Consider the following 20,250-nt stretch of genomic DNA (forward strand, 5'->3'; position numbering starts at 1 on the left):
GCGTCGGCCAGCGCGCCGGGATGCGGCTTCAGCGCGCCGGGATGCGGCTTCAGCGCGCCGGGATGCGGCTTCAGCGCGCCGGGATGCGGCTTCAGCGCGCCGGGATGCGGCTTCAGCGCGCCGGGATGCGGCTTCAGCGCTTCGGGACGCGGCTACAGCGCGCCAGGACGCGGCTACAGCGCGCCAGGACGCGGCTACGGCGCGTCAGGACGCAGCTACGGCGCGTCAGGATGCAGCTACGGCGCGTCAGGACGCGGCGAGGCCGGGCAAAAGAAAAGGCCGCTCCGCGGGGGCGGGGCGGCCTTTTTCGTGGTTGGGGAGGCGCTCGGCTAGTTCAGGCGGCCGGAGGCGTGGGCGAGGAGGGTGTAGAGCTTGCCGTCGTCCGACATCAGCGCGTCGCGGGTGCGGCGGCCGGTGGTGTCGGCGCGGGCGGCGGCGTCCATCTGCTCCTCGAAGCCGTCGACATAACGGTCGACCTCGCTGCGGAAGTCGCGGTCGCGCTGGTAGCGGCGGCGGACGTCCTCGAAGGTCTGCTGCCCGTCGAGCGTGTAGAGCTGGCGGGAGAAGATCTGCCGCTCGCCGCGATTGAAGCGGGTCCACAGCTCGCGATAGGTGCCGTCTTCGATCGCGCCGGCGGCGGTCTGGGCGAGGCGGGAGAAGCGGTCGTCGCCGTTGCTCTCGCCGTTCTCGATGTTCGCCTCGGCGCGGCGCAGGAGGCCGTTCATCCAGCCGCCATTGTCGCGCCCATCCTCACGCCCGTTGTCGCGGGGGCGGCCGTTCGCGCCCTCCCGCTCCGTCGGAGCGGCGGCCCGGCGGACCTCCGGCAGACGACGCTGGTCGTTGCGGCGGTAGGTCTCCCGGCTGCCTTCGTCGGCGGCCTTGGCGCGACCCTCGGCATGGCCGGAGGAGTGGCGGGCGACGATCGCGCCCAGCTCGCGCACCGCGTCGAGCTGATCGGTGATCGCGCGGCGGAGGGCTTCGGCGTTCTGCACCGTCTCCTCCGGCAGCTCCATCACGGACCGCTCCAGCGCATTGCGGGTGCTCTCGAACTCCTCTTTCACCTCGCGGGCCGACTGGCGCATGTCGCCGGTCGCGGACTGGAAGCGCTCGGCGACGCCTTGGAGCGCCTCGACCATTTCGGCCGCCATCGCCTCGTAGGAGATCCGCAGATTCTCCCGCACGCGCTCGGCGTCCGCGTTGGCGCTCTCGTGGAGCTGCTCGAGTTGCGGGGCGACCGCGCGCGAGGCCTCGTCGAGCGTCCGCTCGAGGAGGAGGCGGGCGTCGTGGACGCGCTCCTCGGTGGTGCGGAGCTGTTCGTCGACGCGCTCGGTGAAGGAGCGCATCAGCGCGTCCACCTGCTCGGACTTCAGCATGAGGTTGCTGGAGAGGTCCTCGAGCGCGGTGCGGCGATCGTCCATGCGGCTGTCGAAGGACGACGCGTCACCCTCGAAACGCTCGACGGTGTTGGCGAGGAACTGGCCGTCCCGCTCGATGCGTTCGGCGATCGAGGAGAGGTCGGACAGGGCCGCATCGGCCGTCTCGCGCAGCGCGCTCGCCTGGCGGGACATTTCCTCGCCGGTGCGGTTGGTGTCCTCGAGCGCGCCCTGGACGACATCGCGCAGCGCCTCGCCGCGGGTGGACAGGTTGTTCTCCATGTCCGCGAGCGTCGCGCCGACCGAGGCCAGCATGTCGTGAAGGGCGGTGTTGGTGGCGTGAACGCGATCGAGCGTGCCGCCGAGTTCCTCGATGAGGGCGCGATGGGTGTCGCGCAGCTCGGAGATCGCACCGGCGCCGCGCTCGGCGAGGGCGTTCAGGAACTGGTCGCCATGGTCGTCGATGACATTGCGCAGATCGGCGAGCGAGGCGGCGGCGTCGCGGGCGACGGACTTCATCGCCTCGGCCGTGCGCGTGCCTTCTTCGGACAGCGCATGATGGGCGCTCGCCATCGTCTCGGAGATCGCCGTGCGCGTCGTCTCGGTGCGCTCGTCGATCATCTGGAGGAGCTGGTCGAGCGCCTCGACCATCGCGTCGCGCATCATCTTGCCGCCCGAGGCGACCTCGCCGGACATCGACGCCATGGTGTCGGCCAGCATGCGGTTGACGGCGGCGGTCTCCTCCTGGAGCTGGGTCGAGATGCCTTGCATCGGCTCCAGGATATCGCGGCGAGCATCGTCCACGACGCCGCGCAGCGCCTCCTGGGAGCGGGTGCCCTCGGCCGCGAGGCCGTCGGCGATCGTGTCGGTCGCTTCGCGCGACAGATGCGCGATCTCTTCGAGACGCGAGGCGAAGGCGTTGTTGATCGCCGCCTGGCCGTCCGAGAGCGCCTCGGCGATCGAGCGGGCGCGTTCGACGAGGGCGTCGGAGACCTTCTCGACACGGCCGTCGAGCGCGTCTTCCATCGCGTCGAGACGCTCGGTGAGGACGGTCGCGATCTCGCTCGCGTGGTTGGTGAGTGCGGTGACGACGGCGGTCGAGCGCTCGTTGACGAGCTCGTCATAGCGGTCGATCGCCTCGGTGAGTTCCTTGGAGATCGGAACGCCGCGCTCGTCGAGGATCGTCGACAGGCGCGTCATGTCGCCGGTGATGCCCTCGCGCAGGAGATCCATCCGGCTCGCGAACGCGTTCGCCTCGGCGTCGAAGGCGGCGGAGAGGCCGTCCATGCGCTCGCTGAGGGTGCGCTCATAGCTGTCGGCGGTGTCGCCGAGGAGGGACTCGATGAACGTCGCCCGATCCGAGATCGCGTTGGTCAGACGGTCGCCCCGCTCGGCAAGCGCCTGCTCGAAGGACATGATCTGCCCCTCGATCGTTTCGCTGACCTCGCGATTGCGGCTGACGACGGCCTCGCTATAGCGCTCCAGCGAGCCTTCGAGGCTGACGCGGATCTCGTCACCACGCTCAGCGATGATTTCGGCGATGCGGTTGGCGGAGCGGTTGATCTCCTCGGCCGCGTTCGCGCCGTTCTCCGTGACGGTGTTGGCGATCTCGGTGCCGGCGCGGGCGAGGGTCTCGGCGAGCTCGGTGCTCTGCTGACGCATCGCGCTGGAGACGCCCTGGACGGCGTCGGCGAGATTGTCGCGGACACCCTCGGTGTGGGTCCTGAGATTCTCCTGGAAGGCCTCGGTCGACTGGCGCAGCGTGATATCGAGCTGGCTGCCCTCGGAGGTGATCGCGAGTTCGATGCGCTCGGCGGTCCCCTCGATCCGGCCGGCGAGTTCGCCGCCGGACTGGGTGATCGTCTGCGTCATCGCGATATGGACGCTCTCGAGGCGCTCGGTGAAGGATTCCGTGCGCACGGCGATGTCTTCCACCAGCGAGGAGCCGGAGCCGGCGATGACATCGGCGACGCGGTCGACCTCGCCGGTGATCCGCTCGACGATCTGGTCGGTCCGCTCGGACAAAGCCTGGCCGGCATGGTCCGTGCCCTCGGCGAAGGTGCGCTCGAGCGCCTCGCCGAAGCGGGCGAGGGTGGCTTGGAATTCCTCGGCGTGGTTGAGGAAGTTCTGCTCGAGCTGGACTTGACGCTCCTTGAGCACCGACTCGGAGCGGTCGGCCTGGGCGAGGAGCGTTTCCGACAGCGTCGTCGAGGTCGACGACACGGCGTCGGTGAGGCGGTCGCCGAGCGCGTTGATCGAGGATTCGATCTGGTCGATCTGGGCAAACACCGCATCGTGCATCTGGGTGGAGGCGCCCGAGATCGTCTCGGTCATGCGGTCGCCGAGATGGGTGAGGCGGCCTTCGACCTCATGGATGCGGTCGCCGAAGGAATCGAGCATCGCGGTCGTGGTGGACTGGACGCTGCCGGACATGTGGTCGGAGAGGACGCGCAGGCGGTTCTCCATGTCCTCGACCTGGCGGCCGACCGATTCCGTGAAGTCGCTGGAGGCACCGGACACGACATGGCTCACCCGGTCGCCGAGCGTGTTCAGCGTCACTTCGAGCTGCTCGGCGTGGGTGATCAGCGTCTCGCTCATCGTCGAGGACGAGGAGGAGACGGCGTCGGTCAGACGGTCGCCGAGGACGCCGAGCGTCGAGGAGACCTGATCGACCTGGTTGAGGAGCTGGTTGGAGAGCTCCTCGGTCGCGGCCTGGATCGAGCTCGCCGCGACGGTGCCGCCCTGGGCGATCGTGGCGTCGAGTTCGCCCATCTTGCTCTCGATCGAGGCGACGAGGCGGGAGGCTGTCTCGGTGAGGCGCTCGTCGACCATCGTGGAGCGCAGCGTCACGGTCTCGACGGCGCGCTCGGCGGTCTCGGAGACCTCGCGCTCCATGAGGCTCATGCGCTCGCCCATCGTCGTCGTGATGTAGCGCGAGGCGATCTCGACGCGCTCGTCGATCTCGCCGAGGCGGCCTTCGATCATCCCGCCGATCCGCTGAGCGGCATCGGAGAGGGTGGTGTCGAGATGGCCGAGCGAAGAGGTCACGACGGTGGTCAGATTCTCGCCCGCCTCGGACATCCGCGCGGTCACGATGTCGAGCCGCTCGCCGACCTGGCCCTCCAGCGACTGGGAGGCGGTGACGAGGGTCGATTCGATCGTCGCGAGGCGCTCGTCCACGATCGTGACGACCTCCTCGGAGGCGCGCGACAGGGTGGCGTCGATGCTCGAGATCTGGCTGTCGAACGTCGCGGTGAGCGACTCGTTGGCGCGCGTCATCTCGATGGTGACGGCTTCGGCGCGCTCGGACAGGTTGGTGGTGAGGTAGGTCGCCGTGCGCGTCAACGCGTCGTCGACGTCGCCGAGACGGCCCTCGACGGTCTCGATCAGTTCGCGCGAGGCGCGTTCGAGCGTGCCGTCGATGCTCTGAACCGAGGTGTCGACGAGGCTCGAGAAGGTCTCGGACGAGCCGGTCACGGAGTTCTCGAGCGCCTCGAGGCGTTCCTCGATCATCGTGGTGAAGCGCTCGGAGGCGAACGACACCGACGTGTCGACGACGTTCATCCGGTCCTCGACGGTGCTCGACAGGCGGTCGGCCGAGAGCGACACGGCGGTTTCGAGCGCGCCCATGCGATCGGTGATCGTCTTGTCGAAGTTCGCGCTCGCGTCGGCGACGGTCACGCGGACCTGTTCGAGGTTCGATTCCAGCGTGTTGGTGAGCGTGCCGTTCACCTCGGTGATCGCGCCGGAGACCTTGTCGCCGGTGGTCATGAGGATCTTCGTCACCTCTTCGGCGCGTTCGAGCACCGTGTCGGCCATCGTCGAGCCGGTGCTCGCGAAGCTCTCGGTCATCGCGACGGTGCGGTCGGCGAGGGTGTCGACGAGTTCCTGGCCGACGCGGCCGAACTCGTTGGTGATCTCCTTCGACTGGCCGGCGATGGAATCGATCAGGATCTCGGAGGTCGAGCGGATTGTCTCCGTCGCGGAGCCGGCCTCGGCCTGCAGGCTGCCGACGAGATATTCGGTGGTGGAGCGGATCGTCTCGACGGTCTGCCCGGTCTCCGAATGGAGGCTGCCGACGAGCGCTTCGGAGGCGGCCTTGACGGCGTTGATCGTCGCTTCGGACTGATCGTTGAGGGCGGTGATCAACGCATCGACGAAGCCGTGCACGGCCTCGGACTGGGTCGTCGAGGTCGCTTCGAGCTTGGCAACCATCTCGCTGCCGGTGTCGGTCAGCTTGGTTTCGAGCTCACGCGAGCGGTCGACGAGCTGAGTGACGTAGGAATCGCCCGAATCCGTGAACGTCGACACCAGCGACGAGCCGGACGTGCGCAATTCCGCGATGAGCCGGTCGGTCTCGTCGTGGAAGGTGGATTTGATCTGGCCGGTCGTGTCCCCGAGGCGTTCGGTGAGGGTCGACTGAAGGCCCTCGACGAGATCGGCGAGGCCGGATTTCGCCTCGGTCAGCTCGTCGCGGACCTTGTCGGAGTTCGCCATCAGCATTTCGCGCTCGGCGACGAGCTCTTCGAAGAGGGCGCGGATCTTCGCCTCGTGATCGCCATAGGAGCGTTCGAGGGCGGCGACTTCGCGATGGACGAGGATTTCGAGTTCGCTCGCACGCTCGAGCGCCTGCTCGATGCCCGCGCTCATGCCTGCGACTTCGCGGCGGATCGCCTGGCCGATATTGGCGACGCCCTCGGAGGCGTTGATCTCGGGCTCGGTGAGGCGGGCGGCGATGTCGGTGACGGCCTCGGTGGTGGCGCGCAGCTCCTCGGACCGGCGGGCGAGATAGGCGGCCATGACGATGAGGAGGATCGGCCCCACCGTCGCGCCGAGGACGGCAAAGGCGATCGGGGAGGTGAGGAAGGTGGCAAATCCGTCCTGCGCGGCGAGGCGAGCCGCGATGAGGACACCACCCGCCGCCCACACCAGCGAGGCGACCGTCGCGACGGTGAGCGCCGTCAGCCCGCGCCGTCGTCCGGCCCGGGTCGCGGTCTCGAACCGGGCGCGATCGTCGTTCGCGGCGGCTTGCTGCTTGGCGAGCGCGCGATGACGGCGCCGTCGCGGACGGGCGGCGTCTCCGTCGGGTGCGTCGTTCGCGGGCGCGAAGCCGGCGGGGCTCTCAGCGGCGGCGGTGGTCGCCGTCGCCTCCTCCCCATCATCCAACGAGCGCTCGATGCCGGTGACGAGATCGACCTGTTCGTCGCTCTCTGGGCTGTCGAGATCGAACTTCAGCGCCTCTTCGACGGCGTTGAGCGCGGCATCGGACGGGTCCGAGCCGGGTTCGTCTGTTGCGCGGTGCGGGTCTGTGGCCATGGATCGTCGCCTCGATCGTACGCTACGCTGGTATCGGACACGACGTCCGACACACCTGTCGTGACCCCTTTGGGCCACGGAAGTGCGGCGGTTGAAAGATGCCGCCTGGGTCAGCCGTTAATGAATTGCTAATGCCATACTCGCATAGGGCGAACAAGGAAGCCGACTCGTTGACGAATTTTAAGGTTAACAGCATTAACCCCTGTCGCCGCGGGGATGATCTTTCGCATGGGAGGGATGCGCCGAGGAGGGGCGTTCTCGCCGCACCTCGACGCGGCTTTGCTTGACGCCACCCGACGAATGGTTATGTCGCACGCAGCTTGCTGCGAGGACCCATGCCCACGATCACCTACATTACTCACGACGGCGAAACCCACAAAGTCGAGGCCGATGCCGGCGGAACGGTGATGGAAGCCGCGGTCCGTTCGATGGTCCCGGGCATCGAAGCCGAGTGCGGCGGCGCCTGTGCGTGCGCGACGTGCCACGTCTATGTCGAGGAGCCTTGGCGCGAAAAAGTCGGCGGACCCTCGCCGATGGAAGAGGACATGCTCGATTTCGCCTTCGACGTGAACGAAGGCTCCCGCCTTTCCTGCCAGATCAAGATCACCGATGAGCTCGACGGGCTCGTCGTCCGGGTTCCCGAACGGCAGGCCTGACGGCGAGGGAACGATTGTTCGCGAAAAACCGATATATCGCGAATGGCACGCCCCTCGCGGGCCGCGTGCGACCGATGCGGCGCTCCCGACGAGCGTGAGCGTGCCTGACGATGTTCGCGGCCCGAGGCCGCCTTTCCGACTGCGGGGCCTTGCCTGATGCCGAGCTTCTCCTCCGACGGCGTGACGATCGACTATCTCGACGAAGGGGAGGGGCCGGCGGTCCTCCTCATTCACGGCTTCGCGTCGAACCGGATGGTCAACTGGGTCAACACCTCTTGGACCACCTTGTTGAAGCGCGCCGGCTACCGCGTTCTCGCGATCGACAATCGCGGGCACGGCAAGTCCGAGAAGCTCTATGACCCCGCGCAATATCGCGCCGAGCTGATGGCGGCGGACGCGATCCGCGTGCTCGACCATGCCGGCGTCGAGAAGGCGGCGATCTTCGGTTATTCGATGGGCGCCCGCATTGCCGCCTTCGCGACCGTCGCCGCGCCCGAACGGGTGTGGGCGCTGGTGATCGCGGGGCTCGCGAGCAATCTCATCGCCGGGATCGGCGGCAGTGAGGAGATCGCCGAGGCGCTCGAGGCCGCCTCGCCGAGCGACGTCGCCGACGACGAGGCGCGCGCTTTCCGCATCTTCGCCGGCCAGACCGGGGCCGACCGCAAGGCGCTCGCCGCCTGCATCCGCGCCTCCCGCCAGGCCTTCAGCGAGGCGTCCGCCGCCTCGATCGACGTGCCGACCCTGGTGGTCGCCGGCGAGTTGGACGAGATCGCCGGCTCGGCCGACGGCCTTGCCGCATTGATCCCGGGCGCGAAGGCGCTCACACTACCGGGGCGCGACCATATGAGCGCGGTCGGCGACAAGTTGCACAAGTCCGAGGTGGTCGCCTTCCTGGACGCAACGCGCATGTGAGTTGCCCTGCGGGGCATCGGCGCTTATGTGCTGGCGGCCGGGTGGAGCCGGCCAGGAGAGGGACCATGAGCGAAGCAGCCGTCGTCGTTGCGCACGATCCCGTCTGGCGCCGTGTCCGCACGGAAGCCGAAGCGATCGCCAAGCGTGAGCCCGCGCTCGCCGGGTTCGTCTACGCGACCGTCCTCGATCAGACCTCCCTGGAGGAGACGATCGCCGAACGGGTCGCCAATCGGCTGCAGGACCCGCAACTCCACGCCACCCACATCCGCAATGCCTTCCACGATGCGCTCGACGACGACCCGACCCTTGCCGACGTCTTCCGCGCTGACATCCTCGCCGTGTTCGATCGCGACGCTGCGTGCGAGCGGATCATCGAGCCGATCCTCTATTTCAAGGGCTTTCAGTCGCTCGCCGCGCACCGGGTCGCTCACTCGTTGTGGACCCGCGGACATCGCGATTTCGCGCTGTTGATGCAAAGCCGCGCGTCGGCCGAGCTCCAGGTCGACATTCATCCGGCCGTGCCGATGGGGCGCGGGATCTTTATCGACCATGCGACCGGCGTCGTGATCGGCGCCACCGCGCGGCTCGGCAACGACGTATCGCTCCTCCAGGGGGTGACGCTCGGCGGGACGGGCAAGGAAAAGGGCGACCGGCATCCGAAGATCGCCTCGGGCGTCCTCGTGGGTGCCGGCGCGAAGATCCTCGGAAATTTCGAGATCGGCGCCTGCTCGCGCGTGGCGGCGGGCTCTGTCGTGTTGTCCGCGGTGCCGCCTAACGTGACGGTCGCCGGCGTCCCGGCGAAGATCGTCGGCTCGGCCGGCTGCCGCGAACCGTCCCGCTCGATGGATCAGATCCTCGCCGACCTCGCCGAGGTGTGAACCGGGCGCATTTCGCGCGCCTCTCGACCGGACTTCCACCGCCATCGAGGGGCGGGTGTGCGCCGCAAAAGTGAGGACGGTCCGCGACTTCGTCCGTGATCGGGCCGGCAAAAGCACGGGCGAGCGGTTGATTGGTCAGCGTCCATCGGGCAGCGTGCCGCTCGACCGCGCCGTGAGTTTGCGGTGCAGCATTGAGTAAACCAGACACGATGGAGTCGAGGGTGAACAAAACCGAAATCGCCAAGCTTGAGGCCTATATGCGGCGCACCTTCGCGAACGATACGCTGTCGGTGCGCGCCCGCCCGCGCAAGGACGACTCGGCCGAGGTCTATCTCGGCGAGGAATTTATCGGCGTCCTCTATCGCGACGAGGACGAGGGCGAGCTGTCGTGGAATTTCACGATGGCGATCCTGGAAGTGGACTTGGAAACCGTCTGATCCGATGGCGACCTATCGGCTCGAGGGAATCCTGCCCGAATGCGACATGCGCTCGTGGGTCGCCCCCACGGCCGTCGTCATCGGCCGCGTGCGTCTCAAGGCCGATGCGTCGGTCTGGTGGGGCGCGGTCCTTCGAGGCGATATCGAATGGATCGAGGTCGGCGAAGGCGCCAACGTGCAGGACAATTCGGTGTTCCACACCGATTTCGGCCTGCCGATCACGATCGGCGACCGGGCGACGATCGGACACCGATCCGTCCTTCATGGTTGCACGATCGGCGCCGGCGCACTCGTCGGCATGGGGGCGACGGTGCTGAATGGTGCCGTCGTCGGCGAGGAGGCGATGGTGGGCGCCAACGCGTTGGTGCCCGAGGGGATGACCATCCCGCCACGGACGCTCGCCCTCGGCTCCCCGGCCCGCGTGATCCGCGACCTCACGGTCGAGGAGATCGCCCGCATCGCGGAAGGTTCGCGGTGGTATGTCGAGAACGCCCAGCGCTACACTGCCGCGTGCGACCCGCTCTGAACGGGCGCCGGCGATGACCGCGCGCCCGCTCCTGTCCTCCGCCGATCCTGGCGGATCGATCGCAACGGCGGTCCCCGCAAGGTCTCACATGACGGTCTCGATGGCCCACATCCCCAAAATCCCGTCCCAGGATCCGCCGCAAGAGCCGACATGGTCGGAAGAGGGGCCGCCGCCGCCGCCACAACCGCCGCAACCGCCGCTGACACCCCCGCGCGAGCCGCTCTTCATGCTGCCGGGCTCGGTGATGCTGATGCTCGGCCTGATGGTCGTCATCCATGTGGTGCGGTCCGCGCTGAGCTTTACCGAGGATCTCGAGATCCTCGCCCTCTTCGCCTTCATCCCGGCGCGCTATGCGGGTGATGTCGTGGGCTTTCCGGGCGGCGTCGCGGCGGATGTGTGGACGTTCGTGACCTATGCGATGCTGCACGGCTCGTGGGCGCACGTCATCACCAACGGCATTTGGATGGTGGCCTTCGGCACGGCCGTCGCACGGCGGTTCGGGGCTCTGCGCTTCTGGCTCTTCTCCGCCGCCGCCGCGGCTGGCGGGGCGGCATTCCATCTCATTTTCCACATGGGCGAGGCCGTCCCCGTCGTCGGCGCATCTGCGGCGATTGCGGGGCAGATGGCGGCCGCGGCACGCTTCGTGTTCGACGGAGGCGGGCCGTTGCGGATCGGCCGGAGCGGCGACCCGGCGGCGTTTCGTCGCCCCGCGCGCTCCCTTCTCGGTATCCTCGAGAACCGGACGGCGGTCGCCTTCATCGTGGTTTTCTTCGCGCTCAACGTGGCGATCGGGCTTGGCGGGAGCTTTTCGGGCGGGGTTTCGGTCGCCTGGCAGGCCCATGTCGGCGGCTTTCTCGTCGGCCTTTTCACCTTCCGCTGGTTCGACCCTGTGAGTCGGTAGGCATTTTCGCCAAAGTGTGGGACCATCATCATACAACCAAGGGCAGATGGGGAGGTCCCGCAATGAGTGTGAAAACAATCCTCCGGGGAAAGGGCGGCGACATTTTCTCGATGGCGTCCGACGCCACGCTTCAAATGGTTGTAGCCGAACTCGCAAAGCGCAAGGTCGGCGCGCTGCTGATCATCGATGGTGAGCGTCTCGCCGGCATCGTCTCCGAGCGCGATGTCGTCCGCGTTATCGCGCGCGACGGGCCGTCGGCTCTCACTTCGCCGGTGTCCGCCGCAATGACGCAAAAGGTCGAGACCTGCGGGCTCGACGAGCCGATCCACGACGTGATGAGCCGGATGACGGCGAGCCGTTTCCGCCACATGCCCGTGGTGGAGGAGGACCGGCTGGTCGGCGTCATCTCGATTGGTGACGTGGTGAAGGAGCGGATCGAGGAGGCCGAGCGCGAGCGGGACGAGATGCAGGCCTATATTCATTCCGTCTGAGGGCTCCGGTCCATCGCATCGCGAATGGTGGCGCGGTCCCCCGCGCCGCCAGACACCGTGATGCGCCGGCGCCGTCCGGCACGCGCGCGCCGGACAGAAAACGCCGCGATCTGATCGACGCGGCGTGCGGAATCGGGCATCGACGCGGGACGTGATTCGACGAGGCGAACGATGTTCCGTGACTATCTCGGCGACCCGGCGGACGGACGGCTCGGCCGCGGTCGCTTCATCCTGTTGTGGCTGCTGCTCGGTATCGTCACCGTCGGCGTGCTGATTGTGGTGATGATCGCCTTCGGTGCGCTCGGTGGCGTGCTCGCCCGCATCAGCGCCGAGACGGGGACGCCGCCTCCCTTCATCGACGCCTTTCCGATTCCGATGATCCTCGCCATCGTCGCGGTGGTGCTCGGCTCGATCTATGCCGGCCTCAACATCACCGCCAAGCGGGCGCGCGATGTCGGCCTACCGGGATGGCTGGTCGCGATCGTGATCGCGTTCGTCTCCGGCGGAACGATCCCGCTCAGCGACAACGGGGCGACGATCGGCGCGGGTTTCCTGCTGAGCGCGATCCTCGCGCTCCTTCCGAGCGGCTGGATCGGGCGCGGCTGAGCGCGCCCGTCCGCTCCGCCTAGCCGACCCGCGCCAGCGACCCGTCCGGCGCGACGGCCCTGTAAAAACAGGAACGCGCCCCGGTATGGCACGCCCCGCCATCGCCCCCGACGCTGACGCGCAGGAGCACGGCGTCCTGATCGCAGTCGACGCGGATCTCGGTCACCGTCTGAATCTGGCCGGATGTCTCGCCTTTTTTCCAGAGCGACTTGCGCGACCGGCTGTAATAGTGGGCAATCCCGGTTTCGAGCGTTGCGGCGAGCGCCGTCTTATCCATATGAGCGAGCATGAGGACCTCGCCGCTCGTCGCATCCACCGCGAGCGCCGTGACGAGGCCGTCAGGCCCGAATTTCGGGGCGAGCGTCTCGCCGAGCTCCTGTACGGAGGCGTCGGGGGAGGGGGCCGGGAAGTCGCGCACGTCGTGAACCCTTCGTCTTTCGATGTCGTCGGCGTAGTCTTATATGGGAGTGGGCGGAGGATCGTTATGCTCAGCGACCTTTACAACGACAAGATACTCGGCTTTGCCGCCAATATTCCGCGCCTCGGCCGGCTCGACGACCCGGACGGCACGGCGACGCACCGTTCGCGCCTGTGCGGCAGCCAGGTGACCGTCGACGTCAAGATGAAGGACGGCAAGGTCAGCGACTTCGCGCACGAGGTGAAGGCGTGCGCGCTCGGTCAGGCTTCGTCCTCGATCATGGCGAGCCACGTGATCGGCGCGACCATCGAGGAGCTCGAAGAGGTCGAGCGGCAGATGACCGCGATGCTGAAGGAAAACGGCCCGGCGCCGGCCGGCCGTTGGGCCGATCTCGCTTATCTGGAGCCGGTGCGCGAGCACAAGTCGCGTCACGCCTCGACGCTGCTCACCTTCGGGGCGACGCTCGAGGCCGCGCGCAAGGCCGCCGGGGTCGCCGAGGCCGCGTGAGGCCGGTCGCCGCGATCCTGCGCGGGCTCATCTTCGTCTATCGCGTCACGCTGTCGCCGCTGCTCGGGCGGCAATGCCGGTATCTTCCCACCTGTTCGCAATATGGCGACGAGGCGATCAAGCGTTATGGCGCGTGGGTCGGCTTCTGGCTGACGCTCGCGCGGATGCTGCGCTGCAATCCATTCGGCGCCGCCGGCTATGATCCCGTCCCGGATCTGCCGCCGGACGCATGGCGCCGGCCCTGGCGCCACGCCCGCTGGGGCGCCTCCCACATGGACCCGAAGAGCCGCATCGACCGCTGAGGCGGATTGCATCTGGCGCATGAACGGTTAGATAGGGCGCACCTACCTGCATCCGTAGGCAGCGAGTGGGCGAGAGAGACCATGATCAGCGTAACATTCCCCGACGGGGCGTCCCGCCAGTACGAATCCGGCATTTCCGGCGCAGAGATCGCCGCTTCCATTTCCAAGTCGCTCGCGAAGAAGACGATCGCCATGGTCGTCGACGGCGAGGTCGCCGACCTGGCCGATCCGATCGAGCGGGACGTGTCGCTGCGTTTCGTGACGCGGGCCGATCCCGAGGGGCTGGAGCTCATCCGCCACGATGCGGCGCACGTGATGGCCGAGGCCGTCCAGTCGCTCTGGCCGGGCACCCAGGTCACGATCGGCCCGGTGATCCGCGACGGCTTTTATTACGACTTCTACCGCGACACCCCCTTCACGACCGACGACTTGCCGAAGATCGAGGCGAAGATGCGCCAGATCATCGCCGAGAATCGGCCGTTCACGAAGGAGGTGTGGTCCCGCGACAAGGCGCGCGACACGTTCGCGGAGATGGGCGAGGGCTTCAAGGTCGAGCTCGTCGACGCGATCCCCGAGGACCAGGACGTCAAGATCTACAAGCAGGGCGATTGGTTCGACCTGTGCCGCGGGCCGCATATGGTCTCGACCGGCAATGTCGGCGAAGCCTTCAAGTTGACGAAGGTCGCGGGCGCCTATTGGCGCGGTGATTCCAACCGCGAGATGCTGTCGCGCATCTACGGCACCGCGTGGGCCGACAAGAAAGACCTTGCCGCCTACATCACGATGCTCGAAGAGGCCGAGCGGCGCGACCATCGCCGCCTCGGGCGCGAGATGAACCTCTTCCACTTCCAGGAGGAGGCGCCGGGCGCCGTCTTCTGGCATCAGAATGGCTGGCGTCTGTTCCAGACGATGATCAACTATATGCGCCGCCGCCAGAACGAGGCGGGCTATGAGGAGATCAACACGCCCGAGCTGATGGATCTCGAGTTGTGGAAGAAGTCCGGCCACGCGGAGAAGTTCGGCGAAGGCATGTACCTGTCCGAGCCGAAGGACGAGAAGACCTTCGCGATCAAGCCGATGAACTGCCCGGGCCACGTCCAGGTGTTCAAGAACGGGCTGAAATCCTACCGCGATCTGCCGGAAAAGGTCGCCGAGTTCGGCAAGGTGCACCGCTATGAGCCGTCGGGCGCGCTCCATGGCCTGATGCGCGTGCGCGCCTTCACCCAGGACGACGCGCACATCTTCTGCACCGAGGAGCAGATCACCGAGGAATGCCTGAAGGTCAACGACCTCATCCTCTCGATCTATTCCGATTTCGGCTTCGACAATATCGACATCAAGTTCTCCGACCGCCCGGAAAAGCGCGTCGGCACGGACGAGGTGTGGGACCAGGCCGAAGAGGCACTGAAGAAGGTGCTGGAATCGACGGGCCGGCCCTGGACCCTCAACAAGGGCGAGGGCGCGTTCTATGGGCCGAAGCTCGAATACACCTTGCGCGACGCGATCGGCCGCGAGTGGCAGTGCGGCACGCTCCAAGTCGACTTCAACATGCCCGGCCGTCTCGGTGCCTTCTATATCGGCGCCGACGGCGAGAAGCACGTTCCGGTCATGCTGCACCGGGCGCTGTTCGGCTCGCTGGAGCGTTTTCTCGGCATCCTGATCGAGAATTTCGCCGGGCACATGCCGCTCTGGCTCTCGCCGATGCCGGTGAAGGTCGCGACGATCGTTTCCGACGTCGACGATTATGCCCGCGAGGTGGCGGCGGCGCTGCACGCGGCCGGTCTCGTCGCCGAGACCGATCTTCGCAACGAGAAGATCAACTACAAGGTCCGCGAGCATTCGGCCGCCAAAGTGCCGGTGATCCTCGTCGTCGGCCATCGCGAGGCGGAGGAGCGCACGGTCAATGTCCGCCGCCTCGGCTCGCGCGATTCGCGCACGGTGCCGCTCGACACGATCGTCGCCGAGCTCGTTTATGAGGCGATGGCGCCGGATCTGAAACGCACGCTCGAGACGCGCCAGACGGCGGCCGATCGGTTCGACCAGCGCATCGACGTCGTCGAGGTCTTCGAGGGCTTCGTCGTCAATGACGGGGCCGAGGGGCTGTCGAGCGACGTGTTCGAGCATCGCGAGGAGGCGGTGGAAATGGCCCGCCGCATCCTCGCCGAACGGGGTGGCGGCGTCGCCACCGTGTCGACCTTGGCGGGCGAGACCGAACGCATGACGGTCGATCCCGCGGAATGACGGACGGGAGGCGCGCCTCCCGCTCCTCGACGCGTCTCCGCACCCCATGACCGCGCCGGCCCCGATTGGCCGGCGCAGACACGGAGTGAGGAAGAATGCCGCCGATCCTTCACGCCCTGGCGCTCCTGTCGCTGGGGCTCGCATGTCTGTCCGCTTTGTTCATCCTGGCCGACGTGGTCCGCCGACCACAGCCGATGTGGATCATGAACGTCGTCTGGCCCGTCATCGCGCTGTTTTCGAGCCTTGCCGGGGTGTGGTTCTATTGGCGCCATGGCCGCGCAATGCCGCGAGGGGTGGAGGGCCACCACCATGGCGATACGCCGTTCCCGGTCGCCGTCGCCAAAGGCACGCTCCATTGCGGGGCGGGCTGTACGCTCGGTGATATCGTCGCCGAACTCGTGGCGCTCGCGGTGCCGGGGATCGCGGTCGTGTTCGGTTATCAGCTCGTTTTCTCGGAGCGGATCTTCGCGATCTGGGCGTTCGACTTCGTGCTCGCCTTCGCCTTCGGCATCGCCTTCCAGTTCTTCACCATCGCTCCGATGCGCGGGCTCGGCCTCGTTGACGGTCTCATTGCGGCGCTGAAGGCGGACGCCTTGTCGCTGACGGCCTGGCAGATCGGGATGTATGGCGTGATGGCGCTCGCGCATTTCTGGTTCTTCGCCGTCGTCATCGGCGTTCCGATCGACGCGTCGATGCCGGAATTCTGGTTCGCGATGCAGATCGCGATGATCGCCGGCTTTGCGACGAGCTACCCGGCCAACTGGTTCCTCCTCAAGGTGGGACTCAAAGAGGCGATGTAGGCCGAAGGAGACGGCCGCGGAGCGAACCCCGCGGCCGGGCGCGTTATTTCGCGGCGAGAAGCTCGGGCACGGCGAGGAGGAAGAACTCGTTGTTCATCGCCTCGTCGAGCTGACGGCCGGAGGAGAAGGGCAGATTGTTGTCGGTGCCGACGAGGATGTGCCCGTCGTCGATCTTCATCACGTCTTCGATGGTGAAGAACGGCACGGTGTAGGTGCCGGTCATGTCGCGGTTCGCGGCGGTCTCGAGGAGCGCCTTGCCGTCCGGGTCGTCGATGTTCATGAGGTCGACGTGTCCGATGCGGCGCACATGGCCGGCCTCGTCGCGATCGGCCATGTCGATGAGGACGATGCGCTTGATCATCGCCGGGTTCGGAAAGCAGTCGTTGCGCGGCTCGCCTTCGCATTTGAGGCTCGGGTCGCCTTCGCCATTGTCACGCTCGATGACGAGGGCACGGGTTTCGTCGATGAAGTTGAAGTCGCCGATCGCGGTGGCACCCTCGTCGAGCGGGAACTTCACGACCTCGCCGGTCCATTCGCCGGCCTCTGGGTCGAACGCCATCACGGTGAGGCTGTTGTCCGTCACCTCGCCATTGTCGTCCATCAGCGGCTTTTCGAGCATGGCCCACAGGAGGCCGGTGCCCGGCTGAAGGGCCATCCCCTCGTAGCCGCCGGAGCGGGCGACTTTATAGTCCTTGCCGGCGGTCGCCGGGATCTTGAGCGCGGGATTGTCCGGCCCCATCAACACCTCGCCGTCGAGCATCGTCGGGTAGACGGCCGTCACCACGCCGTCGAGCGAGGCGCGGATGATATAGGGGCCGAATTCCTCGCCGATGAAGATCTCGTCGCCGACGCGCTGGATGCTCTCGAGGTCGAAATCGGAGCCGGTCAGATAGCGCGCATCGGTACCCTCATAGGCGATGCGGAAGGGGACCACCTTGTTGGGATCCTTCAGAAAGATCGTCTCCTTGACGGCGATCTTCCCGTTTTCGAGGTCGGGCGTCAGCGTGTGGAAGAACAGCAGCGTGTCGGGGCTGTTCGCCTTGGAGCCGAACCCGTTATCGGTGAGGGCGTAGATCGATCCGTCCTCGGCGCGCTCCATCGCAAAGCCGGAAAAGCCCTGAAGCGGCTGGCCGATAAAGGGGAAGAAGAGGCCCGTTCCGCGATCGCCGTGAAAGGCGCCGGTGGTGCCTTCGACGCTCATCGGGGCGTCGATGCGGTCCGGGCCGCCGGCATATTTGCCGCTGACCCAGGTGTCGGCCGGCGCGTCGGCGGGCGGCGTGATCAGGCTGAGGGCGGGGATATAAGCGTGCCCGGCGAGCTTCGCGGGAAAGACGGTCTCATCCTGCGCGAGTGCCGGGGACAGCATCAGCGCCGAAAGCGCCACGGCGAGGCCAGAGTGACGAAGCATCGAAATCTCCATAGGTCGATGGGTTGCGATGCCGGTAATCGGGCCGATTAACGCGGCGATGACCGTTTGTTGACAGTTCGGCGACGTCGGCCGTCGATACCCGCGCTGCCCGCAGATCGCCGCACCGGGCTGGCGTGCGGGGAGCGCGCTCCCACATGCGTTGCGAGGCCGGCCGGCGGATCGCCGGTCGGCCGGGAATTCGCGGGTGGTTCATATGCACGTCTTTATCGCAGGCGCCGGCCCCGTCGGCCTCAGCGCCGCCATCGCGCTCACCGCGCGGGGCCATCGCGTCACGATCGCCGACCGCGCGATGGGCGTGACGAGCGAATCGCGCGCCGTCGCCGTCAACCACAATTCCCTCGGCCTTCTCGCCCCCTCCGGCGTCGCCCAGGCGATCCTCGAAACCGGCGAGACGGTCCGCACCGTGCGCATCATGAAAGAGGATGCGCTCCTCGCGCGCCTCAAGGTGCCGGGGCAGGACCGGCGTTGGCCGACGATGGTGGCGCTGCCTCAGAGCGAGACCGAGCGCTTGATGGAGACGGCGTTCGAGCGGATCGGCGGCCGCGTCATGTGGGGCCATTCGCTCGTCACGGTCAGCCAGACCCAGGCGGGCGTCACCGCCACCATCCGGGCGGACGACACCGGCGCCGAGACGGTGATCGAGGCCGACCTCGCGTTGGGCGCCGAGGGCACGCACAGCGTGACGCGCGAGGCGCTCGGCCTGCGCTTCGAGGGCCGCCAGTTGCCGACGACCTGGAGCCTAGCCGACATCACCTGCGACTGGCCGTTCGCCGAGCAGGCGTGCGCGGTGATCTCCGACGAGGGGACGATCAATTTTCTCATCACCCTCGGTAATGGCCGTTTCCGCGCGATCGGCAATCATCCCGACGTCCTCGCCGTGGTCGAGAGCATGATGCGGATCGAGGAGGTGCACTGGTCGAACCCCTTCACCGTTCAGCTCCGCGTCGCCTCCGCGATGGGCAAGGGGCGCATCGCGATCGCCGGGGATGCGGCGCACAGCCACTCTCCGGTCGGCGGGCAGGGCATGAACCTCGGCATTGCCGACGCGTACGCCTTCGCCGATGCCGTCGATGCGGGCGATCTCGCTCCCTACATGGCCGAACGGCCGGGCGCGGCGCGCCGCGTCGTGGCGCGCACGGATCGCGCTTACCGGCTGCTGTCGTCGACCTCTAAGGGGGCGCGCATCGCGCGGGACACGCTGTTGCGCAGTGCCGGATTCGTGACCCGTCTTCTCGTCTGAACGCCTTTCCGATTGCGCGGGCGAATGTTCAATGGAAGCCTCAGCAGGAGGCCCCACATAGTTTGTGGGATCCAATTGGAGAACGAGCATGACTGGTGATCCTCGCTCCACACCGCGCGAGCCGCAGCCGCAGCCGAAGCCGGAGGAGGTGACGCAAGACCCGCCTCTGACCGACGAGGGGCTCGACGAAGCGCTCGACGAGAGCTTTCCGGCGAGCGATCCGTTGCCGCCGCCGACCCATACGGGCCGTCACTGACGCGGCCGTCCTTGTGCGAGCGGATCGGGCGCGTCTCATCATGAAGGTCGGAGCGGGGTTCGCTGGGCTCGGCTTTATCGTCCTCGCGTTCGTGCTCGGCGTCCTCGCCGGGCCCGCAGCCGCTGCCGCCGCCGAGACGTGCGGCGGCGCGGAGAATCCGTGCGAGACGCCGCTCGGGACCTATCACGTCATGCGGCCGGCCGGCCTTGCGGGCCCGCTTCCGGCCTTCGTCTATTTTCATGGCGCGGGCGGATCCGGGCGGACGATCTTCGAGGCCGACTTCGCCGCGGCGCTCGTCGCGCGCGGCTTCATGGTGATCGCGCCGAACGGGCTTGCACGACCGGACAGCCGGTTCGGCCCCGGCTGGTCCTTCCGTCCCGAAAGTCCCGCCCTTCGCGACGAGCTCGCCTTCACGCGCGAGATCCTCGACGATGCGGTCGCCCGGCACGGGCTCGACCGGGACCGGGTGGTGCTCTCCGGCTATTCGATCGGCGGCTCGCTGGTCTGGTATCTCGCCTGCCGCGACGCCGATCTCGCGGCGCTCTATACGCCCTACGCCGGCGGCTTCTGGCGCCTCTTGCCCGAGACCTGCGACGGCCCGGTGCGCCTGCTCCACACCCATGGCTGGCGCGATCAGACCGTGCCGTTGGAGGGCCGCCCCCTTCGCGGCGGCGAAATCTACCAGGGCGATATCTTCGCCGGCCTCGCGCGGTGGCGCGCGGTCAACGGGTGCGCCTTGCTGCGTGCGGACAGTTTCGAGACCGAGGGCCGCTATTGGCGCCGGCGCTGGACCTCGTGCGATGCCGGTTTTCTGGAGCTCGCCCTCTGGCCGGGCGGTCACACCCCGCCGGACGCCGGCTGGTCGGACATGGCGGCCGATTGGGTCGAGGCGCAATTTGCGGCGGTGGACGGCCAGGACGGCTAGCCTAACGCTCCATGAGGGCTGCTCCGTCGCCGGCGG

At 67.5% G+C, this 20,250-nt stretch carries 18 protein-coding genes; 15 read left to right on the forward strand and 3 right to left on the reverse strand.

Going from position 1 to position 20,250, the window contains the following annotated elements:
• Nucleotides 1-329 precede the first annotated feature (329 nt).
• Complete coding sequence (locus tag L1787_RS19820; RefSeq protein WP_235710837.1) at nt 330-6,689, reverse strand: apolipoprotein A-IV repeat region-like domain-containing protein; 6,360 nt, start codon at nt 6,687-6,689, stop codon at nt 330-332.
• 335 nt (nt 6,690-7,024) lie between these two features.
• On the opposite strand from L1787_RS19820, the gene L1787_RS19825 reads away from it, so the two are divergent.
• From L1787_RS19825 to L1787_RS19860, 8 genes are all read left to right on the forward strand, one after another.
• Nucleotides 7,025-7,345, forward strand: a complete 321-nt coding sequence (locus tag L1787_RS19825; RefSeq protein ID WP_235710838.1) for a 2Fe-2S iron-sulfur cluster-binding protein — start codon at nt 7,025-7,027, stop codon at nt 7,343-7,345.
• A gap of 156 nt (nt 7,346-7,501) precedes the next feature.
• Nucleotides 7,502-8,257 carry an alpha/beta fold hydrolase gene (locus tag L1787_RS19830; RefSeq protein WP_235710839.1) on the forward strand — a complete coding sequence of 252 codons (756 nt, stop codon included), beginning with the start codon at nt 7,502-7,504 and terminating at the stop codon, nt 8,255-8,257.
• A 65-nt stretch (nt 8,258-8,322) separates the two neighbouring features.
• Complete coding sequence (gene epsC, locus L1787_RS19835) at nt 8,323-9,135, forward strand: serine O-acetyltransferase EpsC (RefSeq protein WP_235710840.1); 813 nt, start codon at nt 8,323-8,325, stop codon at nt 9,133-9,135.
• A 221-nt stretch (nt 9,136-9,356) separates the two neighbouring features.
• Nucleotides 9,357-9,572: a DUF3126 family protein gene (locus tag L1787_RS19840; RefSeq protein WP_235710841.1), complete on the forward strand. Its 216-nt coding sequence runs from the start codon at nt 9,357-9,359 to the stop codon at nt 9,570-9,572.
• Nucleotides 9,573-9,576: 4 nt separating this feature from the next.
• On the forward strand, nt 9,577-10,098 hold the full coding sequence (locus L1787_RS19845; RefSeq protein WP_235710842.1) for a gamma carbonic anhydrase family protein: 522 nt from the start codon (nt 9,577-9,579) through the stop codon (nt 10,096-10,098).
• A 13-nt stretch (nt 10,099-10,111) separates the two neighbouring features.
• A complete protein-coding gene (locus L1787_RS19850; RefSeq protein WP_235710843.1) occupies nt 10,112-10,999 on the forward strand; it encodes a rhomboid family intramembrane serine protease in 888 nt (295 codons plus the stop codon).
• Nucleotides 11,000-11,061: 62 nt separating this feature from the next.
• A complete protein-coding gene (locus L1787_RS19855) occupies nt 11,062-11,490 on the forward strand; it encodes a CBS domain-containing protein (RefSeq protein WP_235710844.1) in 429 nt (142 codons plus the stop codon).
• Nucleotides 11,491-11,661: 171 nt separating this feature from the next.
• A complete protein-coding gene (locus tag L1787_RS19860; protein ID WP_235710845.1) occupies nt 11,662-12,096 on the forward strand; it encodes a DUF805 domain-containing protein in 435 nt (144 codons plus the stop codon).
• A gap of 19 nt (nt 12,097-12,115) precedes the next feature.
• On the opposite strand, the gene hisI is transcribed toward L1787_RS19860, so the two are convergent.
• On the reverse strand, nt 12,116-12,514 hold the full coding sequence (hisI, locus tag L1787_RS19865; protein ID WP_235710846.1) for a phosphoribosyl-AMP cyclohydrolase: 399 nt from the start codon (nt 12,512-12,514) through the stop codon (nt 12,116-12,118).
• 66 nt (nt 12,515-12,580) lie between these two features.
• On the opposite strand from hisI, the gene L1787_RS19870 reads away from it, so the two are divergent.
• From L1787_RS19870 to L1787_RS19885, 4 genes are all read left to right on the forward strand, one after another.
• Nucleotides 12,581-13,021, forward strand: coding sequence for an iron-sulfur cluster assembly scaffold protein (locus tag L1787_RS19870; RefSeq protein WP_235710847.1), 441 nt, complete (start codon nt 12,581-12,583; stop codon nt 13,019-13,021).
• Nucleotides 13,018-13,323, forward strand: coding sequence for a membrane protein insertion efficiency factor YidD (yidD, locus tag L1787_RS19875; protein ID WP_235710848.1), 306 nt, complete (start codon nt 13,018-13,020; stop codon nt 13,321-13,323). The genes L1787_RS19870 and yidD overlap by 4 nt, the downstream gene beginning before the upstream one ends.
• Before the next feature lie 81 nt (nt 13,324-13,404).
• Nucleotides 13,405-15,564 carry a threonine--tRNA ligase gene (thrS, locus tag L1787_RS19880; RefSeq protein ID WP_235710849.1) on the forward strand — a complete coding sequence of 720 codons (2,160 nt, stop codon included), beginning with the start codon at nt 13,405-13,407 and terminating at the stop codon, nt 15,562-15,564.
• A 95-nt stretch (nt 15,565-15,659) separates the two neighbouring features.
• A complete protein-coding gene (locus L1787_RS19885; RefSeq protein WP_235710850.1) occupies nt 15,660-16,364 on the forward strand; it encodes a DUF4396 domain-containing protein in 705 nt (234 codons plus the stop codon).
• Between the two features lie 43 nt (nt 16,365-16,407).
• On the opposite strand, the gene L1787_RS19890 is transcribed toward L1787_RS19885, so the two are convergent.
• Nucleotides 16,408-17,772, reverse strand: coding sequence for an esterase-like activity of phytase family protein (locus L1787_RS19890; protein ID WP_235710851.1), 1,365 nt, complete (start codon nt 17,770-17,772; stop codon nt 16,408-16,410).
• 214 nt (nt 17,773-17,986) lie between these two features.
• Between L1787_RS19890 and L1787_RS19895 the strand changes: the two genes are divergently transcribed.
• From L1787_RS19895 to L1787_RS19905, 3 genes are all read left to right on the forward strand, one after another.
• Nucleotides 17,987-19,033: an FAD-dependent oxidoreductase gene (locus L1787_RS19895; RefSeq protein ID WP_235710852.1), complete on the forward strand. Its 1,047-nt coding sequence runs from the start codon at nt 17,987-17,989 to the stop codon at nt 19,031-19,033.
• A gap of 88 nt (nt 19,034-19,121) precedes the next feature.
• Entirely contained in the window at nt 19,122-19,289 is a 168-nt protein-coding gene (locus L1787_RS19900) for a hypothetical protein (RefSeq protein ID WP_235710853.1), read from the forward strand.
• A gap of 40 nt (nt 19,290-19,329) precedes the next feature.
• Complete coding sequence (locus L1787_RS19905) at nt 19,330-20,214, forward strand: CE1 family esterase (protein ID WP_235710854.1); 885 nt, start codon at nt 19,330-19,332, stop codon at nt 20,212-20,214.
• Nucleotides 20,215-20,250: the final 36 nt, after the last annotated feature.

It is taken from the genome of Acuticoccus kalidii (assembly GCF_021556395.1).
GTDB lineage: Bacteria > Pseudomonadota > Alphaproteobacteria > Rhizobiales > Amorphaceae > Acuticoccus > Acuticoccus kalidii.

Bases quoted from the DNA above. Each gene is read 5' to 3' on its own strand.
- L1787_RS19845 (WP_235710842.1), top strand. From the start codon at position 9,577: ATGGCGACCTATCGGCTCGAGGGAATCCTGCCCGAATGCGACATGCGC.
- L1787_RS19895 (WP_235710852.1), top strand. From the start codon at position 17,987: ATGCACGTCTTTATCGCAGGCGCCGGCCCCGTCGGCCTCAGCGCCGCC.
- thrS (WP_235710849.1), top strand. From the start codon at position 13,405: ATGATCAGCGTAACATTCCCCGACGGGGCGTCCCGCCAGTACGAATCC.
- L1787_RS19905 (WP_235710854.1), top strand. From the start codon at position 19,330: ATGAAGGTCGGAGCGGGGTTCGCTGGGCTCGGCTTTATCGTCCTCGCG.
- L1787_RS19825 (WP_235710838.1), top strand. From the start codon at position 7,025: ATGCCCACGATCACCTACATTACTCACGACGGCGAAACCCACAAAGTC.
- L1787_RS19830 (WP_235710839.1), top strand. From the start codon at position 7,502: ATGCCGAGCTTCTCCTCCGACGGCGTGACGATCGACTATCTCGACGAA.
- L1787_RS19820 (WP_235710837.1), bottom strand. From the start codon at position 6,689: ATGGCCACAGACCCGCACCGCGCAACAGACGAACCCGGCTCGGACCCG.
- L1787_RS19885 (WP_235710850.1), top strand. From the start codon at position 15,660: ATGCCGCCGATCCTTCACGCCCTGGCGCTCCTGTCGCTGGGGCTCGCA.
- L1787_RS19860 (WP_235710845.1), top strand. From the start codon at position 11,662: ATGTTCCGTGACTATCTCGGCGACCCGGCGGACGGACGGCTCGGCCGC.
- epsC (WP_235710840.1), top strand. From the start codon at position 8,323: ATGAGCGAAGCAGCCGTCGTCGTTGCGCACGATCCCGTCTGGCGCCGT.
- L1787_RS19850 (WP_235710843.1), top strand. From the start codon at position 10,112: ATGACCGCGCGCCCGCTCCTGTCCTCCGCCGATCCTGGCGGATCGATC.
- L1787_RS19900 (WP_235710853.1), top strand. From the start codon at position 19,122: ATGACTGGTGATCCTCGCTCCACACCGCGCGAGCCGCAGCCGCAGCCG.
- L1787_RS19855 (WP_235710844.1), top strand. From the start codon at position 11,062: ATGAGTGTGAAAACAATCCTCCGGGGAAAGGGCGGCGACATTTTCTCG.
- L1787_RS19870 (WP_235710847.1), top strand. From the start codon at position 12,581: ATGCTCAGCGACCTTTACAACGACAAGATACTCGGCTTTGCCGCCAAT.
- L1787_RS19890 (WP_235710851.1), bottom strand. From the start codon at position 17,772: ATGCTTCGTCACTCTGGCCTCGCCGTGGCGCTTTCGGCGCTGATGCTG.